General features: G+C 42.9%; 4 protein-coding genes. All 4 read left to right on the top strand.

Annotated elements, in window-relative coordinates; all coding sequences use genetic code 11:
• Positions 1–164 precede the first annotated feature (164 nt).
• The 4 genes from rbr to RCH61_RS08010 all read left to right on the top strand — a co-directional run bounded on the left by rbr (position 165) and on the right by RCH61_RS08010 (position 9,091).
• Positions 165–704 (top strand): rubrerythrin, encoded by a 540-nt coding sequence (rbr, locus tag RCH61_RS08025; RefSeq protein WP_178006389.1) that lies wholly within the window; start codon positions 165–167, stop codon positions 702–704.
• Positions 705–938: 234 nt separating this feature from the next.
• Complete coding sequence (locus RCH61_RS08020; protein WP_178006390.1) at positions 939–2,492, top strand: serine hydrolase; 1,554 nt, start codon at positions 939–941, stop codon at positions 2,490–2,492.
• Positions 2,493–2,561: 69 nt separating this feature from the next.
• Entirely contained in the window at positions 2,562–2,978 is a 417-nt protein-coding gene (locus RCH61_RS08015; RefSeq protein ID WP_178006391.1) for a NifB/NifX family molybdenum-iron cluster-binding protein, read from the top strand.
• Positions 2,979–3,361: 383 nt separating this feature from the next.
• A complete protein-coding gene (locus tag RCH61_RS08010) occupies positions 3,362–9,091 on the top strand; it encodes an endo-alpha-N-acetylgalactosaminidase family protein (protein ID WP_178006392.1) in 5,730 nt (1,909 codons plus the stop codon).
• The last annotated feature ends 209 nt before the right edge of the window (positions 9,092–9,300 follow it).

Genomic DNA, 9,300 nt, shown 5'->3' with positions numbered 1-9,300 from the left:
TTCAACAAAAAGATAAATCAAAAAGAAAGTTGCCAACGATTACTTGACAGTAACAATCATGTTCTGACAAGAAAAATGAATTGTTTAAGATTCGTCATTTGTGTTATAATAAAAAACAAAAAGAAAGGCTGTCGTTTGTGAGAAGGGCAGAAAAGGCAAGTAGTATGGGCAACAAATATGAAGGGACAGAGACAGAGAAAAACTTAAGAAACGCTTTTTCAGGAGAGTCAGAGGCTCGCAACAAATATACTTATTTTGCTTCTGTTGCGAAGAAGGAAGGATATGAACAAATTGCAGCTTTGTTCCAAAAAACAGCAGATAACGAGAAAGAACATGCGAAAATGTGGTTTAGGGAACTGAATGGGATCGGAGATACTGCGGCGAATCTGCAGGCGGCGGCAGAGGGAGAGAATTATGAGTGGACGGATATGTATGCCGGATTTGCTGAAACTGCTGAAAAAGAAGGATTTCCGGAGTTGGCTCAAAAATTCCGTCTCGTAGCAGCAGTCGAGAAACATCATGAAGAAAGATACAGAGCGCTTCTGAAAAATGTGGAGACAATGACTGTATTTGAGAAAAGTGAAGTAAAAGTTTGGGAATGCAGAAACTGCGGACATATTGTAGTTGGAACGGCTGCGCCGGAGATTTGTCCGACTTGTGCACATCCGAGAAGTTATTTTGAGATACTTGCAGAAAATTATTAAATCTGTTTACTGATTGTGAGAAAGGGCGAACCAAAGGAAAGCTGGTTTGCTCTTTTTTTGCAATGGCGACCGCTTACAATCCCGGAATGTGCCTTTTGGAACTTTCGGTGATTCATGAGGTTTTATGAGCCATGCTGCAGCGGAAATCTAAAACTTGTAAAAAGGCGCAGAAATCGGTATAATTAATAGTTGCAGAAAGATAACCGGACAGGTTATATCAATGTGGAGGGTTATATGAGGGAATATAGAAACCGAATCTGTGCGGCTGTGCTGGCGGCGATAACTGTGATCGGAACTGCGTTTGCTCCGAACAATTCAGTACATGCAGAAGAGCCGCTTACGGCAGAACAGGTACAGGAACAGTTGGCAGCGCAGAAACAGGCGGCGTACGATGCAGTTCCTGAGACGAATCTTTTGGAAAAATGGCCCCAAGGACCGCAGGTGTATGCGAATTCGGCGATCGTTATGGAAATGAACAGCGGAGCAATTTTGTATGGAAAGAAGATGGACGATAAACATTATCCGGCAAGTATTACGAAATTGCTGACTGCTCTTGTTGCATTGGAAAATTCAAGCCTTAATGATGAGGTTTACTTTTCAGAAGACAGTGTTTCATTTTTGGAATATGGGGATGCGAGTATCGGAATGACCCCGGGTGAGATCTTGAGTATGAATGATGCTTTGTATGGAATGCTGCTTGCATCTGCAAATGAAGTGTCTTATGCAATCGCTGAAAGTGTCGGTAAGAAAATGGGCGGCGGATTCGATACATTTATTCAAAAAATGAACGAAAAATGTACAGAGCTTGGCTGTACCGGATCGCATTGGACAAATGCAAACGGACTTCATGATGAAAATCATTATACAACGGCACATGATATGGCGCTGATCGGAGCAGCGGTCTATCAGTTTGAAGAGTTCCGGAAAGTGACTCAGACTTTGAATTATACGATCGGACCGACAAATCTTGTAAATGAATCCCGGACGTTTCAGCAGAATCATAAGATGCTTTGGAAGGGGGCGCGGTATTCTTATGATTATTGTACAGGAGGTAAAACCGGGTATACGGATCAGGCGAAGACAACGCTTGTGACGATGGCTGATAATGGCGACATGCAGTTAGTGGCAGTTGTTTTGGAAGATCAGGGCGATGTGTATGTGGATACGAGGGGGATGTTTGATTATGTGTACGGCAATTTTTCTAAAGTTTCGCTTAACGGAAAGAAGCCGGAAGGGGTTAGTTCCTTTAAAGAACAAGATCCATATGTCGTTCTCCCGGCAGGAATTGATCTTTCAGTTCTTGATCATAAGATTGATATTACAGATAAACGAAGCGCTTCAGGAAAACTCACATATTTATATAAGGGACAAAATGTAGGAAGTGTCGAAGTGAAACTGACTGCAGATTATATTAAGAAAGAAACAGGATATAATATCAAACCGGAAGTGAAAAACCCGGAGAAAAAAGATACAGATAAAGAGAACGGTAAAATCGTTCTGTCGATGCCGGCGAAGCTGCTGATAGCGGGTGTATCGGTGATTGCCGTTTTGTTTGCGATTCTTTTTGGTCTGCTGAAATATAGACAGGCAAAGCGGAGGCGTGCAAGAGTCCTTGCAAGAAAGCGCAGACAGGCAATGCGAAGACGGGAGAATACGGAGCATGCCGGAGGCAGATCTGCGCAGATGCAAAACAATCGGAGAGAGAATGTTCATGTAAAAAACAGTCGGATGAAGCGTGAGGAAAATGGGACTTCTCATAAACGAAACAGAGATGGAAGATATCGATAAGATTCTTTGCGGAGAAACGCTATTATAAAAGAAAATTGAATAAAGAATATAAATAGGAGGACAAATAAAGTGAAAGTAGCAGTAACTTATGAAAACGGAGAGGTGTTTCAGCATTTCGGACATTCGGAGGCATTTAAGCTGTATGAAGTAGAAGGAAAAGAAGTGAAATCTTCAGAAGTTGTTGATACGGATGGAAGCGGACATGGCGCGCTGGCAGGATTTTTGCAGGAAAGGAACGTGGAAGTGCTTATCTGCGGCGGTATTGGAGCCGGAGCACAAAATGCTCTTGCGCAGGCGGGAATAAAATTATATGGCGGTGTATCGGGATCTGCAGACGCAGCAGTGCAGGCATTGATCGAAGGAACTCTTGATTATAACCCGGATGTAAAATGCGACCATCATGGAGAAGGGCATCATGAAGAACATGGAAATTGCGGCGGACATGGATCAGATCACGATTCTTGCGGCGGCCATTGCGGACATTAATATTAAGAAGTTTTCGGCGGTATTATCGTCGAAAACTTCTTTTATTATATTGGGAAATTATGTTCCTGTGTAAGATAAACCTTCCGATGGGGTGAGCGCTTGAAAGAGCAGAATGATTACTTGGCAATCTTTATTTATAGTTGGTATGAAGTAAGAGGATATGGTATATAGTTACAAATTAGAATAATGATAATTGTGCAATTTTTATAAAAATAAGAATGTTAATTCTACATAAACTGCGAAAACAAACAAAAACACAAGCGGAAAAATAAAAAGTGCAAATACCGAAAAAAGTGAAAGGTATATTATATATAGGATAGGATGCTCTTTCTATGTCCTGAAGGAGCTAATATTAAAAAATATAAGAAAGGAAAAAGAGGACTATGAAAAAGATGTGGAACAAAGTAACTGCCACCTTTCTCATGCTTGTGATGGTAGTGACAACCGTACTTGGCGCAGCTCCGGCATTGTCTGTTAAGGCAGAACCGGTTACGATGGGTCGTCTGACATCCGGAAGCGGTAATGCAAACGGGCATTTTGGAAGCGCCACACCGGAAGCGTTTGTTTTATCAAATAACGCTGATTATACGAATCAGGCGTATAGTTTGAAGCTGCGTATTAACAGTGATGTGGATAAAACAAGACTTCGTATTGTCACAAAGTATGCAGATGACAATAACTGGGCTTTCCTGATGTATGATGTTGGAAGCTGGAAATGGCAGTACAAAAAAGACGGAAATGAGGCTTGGCAGAACGACACGCTTGCACTTCCAAGACTGGAAAAAGGTCAGTTGGCAGAAATTAAGTTAAGCTATACAGACACTGGTCTTGTAGTAGACGTGAACGGAACAAAGGCAACTATAACAGAGGCGAACTTTGTCGCTCTCAAAGACAAAGCAGGTAAAGTTGGTGTCGGCGGCGCGACGTTTGGAACTGCATATACAGACGTTTATTTCAATGATGTTGTTGTAGGAGAGACACCGGAGGATCTGAATACATGGAAAGTGTATAAGGATAATCTTGCAGGTCAGACATGGGATCCGGCGGCGCAGTACGAGGAAGTAGTTCCGGCAGGACGTAAATGGATCACGATCCAGACAGGTTCTCAGAATGGCGGAGGACATAGCTATTCAGGAGCAACAGGACCGGCGCTTCTTCTTGACAAAGACCGTACGATCAAGCCGGCAGATGTATTCAGCTTGTCATTTACACCGATCAACAGCGGAAACTTCGGTTTCTTCTATTCTTATGTAAATGATACTGATTTCCTGTATATCGGATACGATTCATCTTCCAAATGGTACTGGCAGAACGGAGCGGGTTCATATGGAAGCTTGAACGGTGATTTCGAGACTCCGGAAAACGGAAAAGAGATGACATTCAGCGTTACGATGAGCAGGGAAACGCTGACAGTTACAGTAAATGGAATCAGCGGGGCAACAAACAATCAGAATGTTGGAAACTGGCTGGAAACAAACTCAGGAAAAGGAAATCCTGGTGTGATGGTGAAAACAGCAAACCAGTCTTTGAAATTCGCGGATGCAAAAGTGAATGAAACAGCATGTATGGAAGATACATGGGCATTTGCAAAAGACAGAACAGGACAGTCACAGTCATCAGAATACATTAACCTTGCAGCTGTTTCAGGAACTGTAACAGCAAAAGACGGCGGAGCAGCATTGAAAGGAGCAACCGTTCGTTTCGGTTCTAAATCAGCAAAGACAGATGATAACGGAGCTTATCAGCTCGCAGATGTTGAAGTCGGAACTTATACAGTTGCAGTAAGCTGCCCGGGATATGAAGCAGTGACGCAAGAGGTTGAAGTTCAGGATGCAGATCAGGGAGAGAATGTATTTGACTTTACACTTTCTCAGAAAGCACCGATCGATCTTAAGAATTACAAATTAATCGAGTCTGATTACATGAAAGTGTATGTAGGACCGAACTTCCCGGTTGTTGCAAGATATGAAGTAAAAGGCAAAGAAGACGTTTACTTCCGTGGAAATGAAACAGATCTTGCAAAAATGAATACAGTCTTAATTAACAAGACGGAGATTGTTCCTGAAGTGAATGCTAAGATCGAAGGATCAAAAGCTTCCTATGAAATGTCTCTCAAAAACGAAGAAGCAAACATCGATATGAACATGACTGTTGAGATCAGCGTGAAAGACAATGATCTTACATGGGAGATTACAAAGATTGAACGCAAGGATGGAACAGCGAAGACAGCGTCTATCGATATTCCGCAGCTTAATCTTCTGTCTGTAGATCAGGTAGAAGAAAATGCTTCCTTTGCAGGAGCAGTTAAGAGTACGGATACAAAGAAGAGTGGAGATAAATTCATTACATTTGACGATGGATTTGTAGCTCAGAAATCAGTAGGATATGTATACGGATTCTTGACAAACAAGAATTTGAGCGCAGGATTGTTCAGCAACTCTGAGGCAGAAGACGATCTGAGAGTGATCATGAACAGCGGCGCTGATACAATGAGCCTTACAAGCGCTCAATGGTATTACGAAGCGGGAGATAAAGGCGGACAGAAACAGTCGGATACATATGATTATCCGCTTAGCGAACTTCCGTATGCGAAAGTATGTATCGCAGAAGACATGAACGAAGACAAGACGATCGACTGGCAGGATGCCGCAGTTGCTTATCGCGACATTATTAATGTTCCGATGGGATCTGAAGATGTGAAAGATCTTGTGAACTACAGAATCGTTATGAACTTCGGAAGCGCGGTATCAAACCCGTATTCAGTAACAGCAGATAATATTAAGAAAGTTGCACTGGCAACAGACGGACTTCCGCAGGCAGTTATGCTGAAAGGTTATGGAAATGAAGGTCATGACTCTGCGAACTCCGAGTATGCTGACATTTCTGAAAGAGAAGGCGGCGTGGATGATTTCCAGGATCTTCTGAAAGTTGCTCATGAGTACGATGCAGAAATCGGAATCCATGTCAATGCACAGGAAGCTTATCCGGAAGCAAGATCCTTTAATGATAGTATGATCATGGGACCGCAGCAGGGCGGATGGGGATGGCTTGACCAGTCCCGCGTGATCAATAAGATCTGGGATCTCGGAACACAGGCGAGATACAAACGATTTACACAGTTATTTGACAGAATTAACAATACAAACCTCTTAAGCCTTGACTGGGATAAAGGGGAATATGTAAAAGATTCTCAGGGAACACTTGCATCGGCAGAGGATATTGCAGCAGCAGTGAAAAAAGCAGGCGCTGACAATATGGACTTTATCTACCTTGATGTATGGTATCAGGATGCTTGGGAGACAAGAAGAATCGCAGAAGAGATTAATTCTCTCGGATGGAGATTCTCAACAGAGTTCCCGTATGAAGGTGAATATGACTCCACATGGTCACACTGGGCAACAGAAGGACCGTACGGTGGATCAGCTACAAAAGGTCTTAACAGTGACATCATTCGTTTCCTCAGAAATGATATGAGAGACGTACAGGTACTTAACTGGGTATCTCATGGCGGAGCAGCGGACAACCCGCTTCTTGGCGGATACAAACTGGAAGGATTCGAAGGCTGGGGCGGAGATCAGGATTTCAACAATTATCTGTATCTGACATTTGCTGAAAACCTTCCGACAAAATTCCTTCAGCACTATCAGGTAATTGATTGGGAGAATTATGCAGAAGGTACATCACCGGTTGGAAACCAGGAAAAACAGATCACACTGAAAAACGGTGATGATAAAGTAGTTGTAACAAGAAATGAAGCGCAGAGATCTGATGAGATCATCGAGCGTGAGATTACATTAAATAACAAAACTGTTCTGAGTGCGACAAGCGATCACTTCTACTATCTGCTTCCGTGGACAGACAGCGACACAAAAGAGACAAAACTGTATCACTATAATCTGGAAGGCGGAACATCTACATGGAACGTACCGGATGGATTTACAGGAAATCTCACAATGTATGAGTTGTCAGATCAGGGACGTGGTGAAGCAATCGCAGTTCCGGTTTCAAACGGACAGATCACACTTGAAGCAAAAGCGAACACAGCTTATGTAATCGTAACTGATGGAAAAGAAGCGCCGACAGCAGACACAGTGAACTTCGGTGAGACAACAGCGGTGAAAGATCCGGGATTCAACTCTTATGCGGATGGCGATAAGCTGGATGCAGACGTTTGGACAGGAGCTGACAATGATGCTGTAAAAGTTACAAAAGCATGGACAGGCGATCAGCGTCTGACAATCGAAAGTCCGGCAGAAGATGTTGCTGTCAGCACAGAGCTGACAGGACTGAAAGCAGGCAAAGAGTATGTTGCAGAAGTTTATGTTGAAAACAGAAGCGACAGCAAAGCATCTGTAGAAGTAAATACAGGAACGATCAAAGAGTCTGCATACACGATGAGATCAATCGCTAAGAACTATGTGGCAAGCGATCAGAAACATTCAGGAAATCAGGATGGTTCCTACATGCAGAGAATGTATGTTGCATTTACAGCGGAATCAGCAACAGCAACATTAACGATCAGTCGTGGAGCCGGAGAGGGAGCAGCTTATTTCGACGATATCAGAATTATCGATAAGAAGATTGCGAACTACAAAGAAGACGGTTCTTTCGAGCAGGATTTCGAGTCTGTAACATCAGGATATTATCCGTTCGTTTTAGGAGCGGCACAGAGCGGCGGAGACGGACAGCTTCACCTGTCTCAGGATAATGGAAAATATACATCTGTTGGCTGGGGCGGATATGTGATCAACGATGTAGTTGAAGGCGAGTGGTCACTGAAACAGCACTGCGACAGCGGAGCAGGATCAGGAAGAACCGGTATTCTGTATCAGACAATTCCGCAGAACTTCCGCTTTGAAGCAGGAAAGACGTATAAGGTAGAGTTTGATTACGAGGCAGGATCATCTGCATATGCAGTTGTAAAAGGTGATGGAGAACAGGCTGCAAATGTAGCGGAGAGCGATTACCTTGCAGCAACAGCAGGAACAAGTAAAGCAAGTCATTACGAGTTTGAAATTACCGGAAGCGAGAGCGGACAGACATGGTTCGGTATCTATGCGAACGGTACAAAACAGCCTGGAGGAGCTTACGGACAGCAGGATCTTATTCTTGACAATCTGAAGATCACTCCGGTAAAATCCGGTGAAATCGATACAACAAAATTGGAAGCTGAATTAAATAATGCAGACAAAGTTGTATTAGATAAATTCGAAGATGGAAAAGAAAAAGATGCATTTGAAGCTGCATACGCGGCTGCACAGAAAGCTCTTGAGAATCCGACAGATCAGGCAGCAGTAGATAAGGCAGTGAAAGACTTAGAGGCTGCAAGAGAAGCGCTTCTTGCAACTTCTCCGAAACCGGAAGCAGATAAAGAAGCTCCGACGAAACCGTCTGATCTGAAAGTAAAAGAAACAACAACGACAACTGTTAAAGTTGAGTGGAAAGCATCTGCAGATAACGTAGGTGTAACAGGCTACAACGTATATGTAGATGGAAAACTCGTTAAAACAGTAAAAGGCGATGTTCTTACAGCAGAACTGAAAGATCTGAAAGCTGATACGGAGTATACGATCGAAGTAGAAGCAGTTGATGCGGCAGAAAATAAATCTGAGAAAGCATCAGTGAAAGCGAAGACAGAGAAGGAAGAGCAGAAGCCGGAAGAGGATAAAGAAGCTCCGACAAAACCGTCTGATCTGAAAGTAACAGATAAAACTGCTACAACAGTTAAGATTGAGTGGAAAGCGTCCAAAGACAACGTAGGAGTAACAGGATACGAAATCTTTGTAAATGGCAAATCAATCGGAACGGTAGAAGGTGATGTTCTTACAGCAGAAATCGTAAAACTTGCTCCGAATACAGAGTACGCGATTGAAGTTGAAGCATTTGATGCAGCAGGAAATAAATCTGCAGCAGCTTCTGTGAAAGTGAAGACAGAAGAAGAAAAGACACAGGAAACACCAACAACGCCGACAACACCATCAACACCGGAGTTGACACCGGGCGCTGTTCAGACAGGAGATGCGACACCGTTCGCAGCACCGCTCATGATGATGCTTATGGCAGCAGCAATGTTTGCAGGAGTTTCCGTGATCAGAGCGAGAAAAAGAAAATAAGATAGGCAGTTCAAGAATTTGAAATGCTGAAACAGAGAAAGGATATGATTTCGGTCATATCCTTTCTTTTATGGAAAAAACGCATAAAATTATCTAAAAAGACCCGCAAATTTTAAAAAGTATAGACAAATACAATACGGAAGTAGTATTATTAAAGTAATTGTATCCATGCGTATTAACAGGTAGGAAAAGGTGTTTGCAGAGGGATA

The organism is Mediterraneibacter sp. (assembly GCF_030825015.1).
Lineage (GTDB): Bacteria > Bacillota > Clostridia > Lachnospirales > Lachnospiraceae > Mediterraneibacter.
The sequence above is the reverse complement of the archived record's forward strand: the minus strand, read 5'-3'. Positions and strand labels throughout refer to the sequence as shown.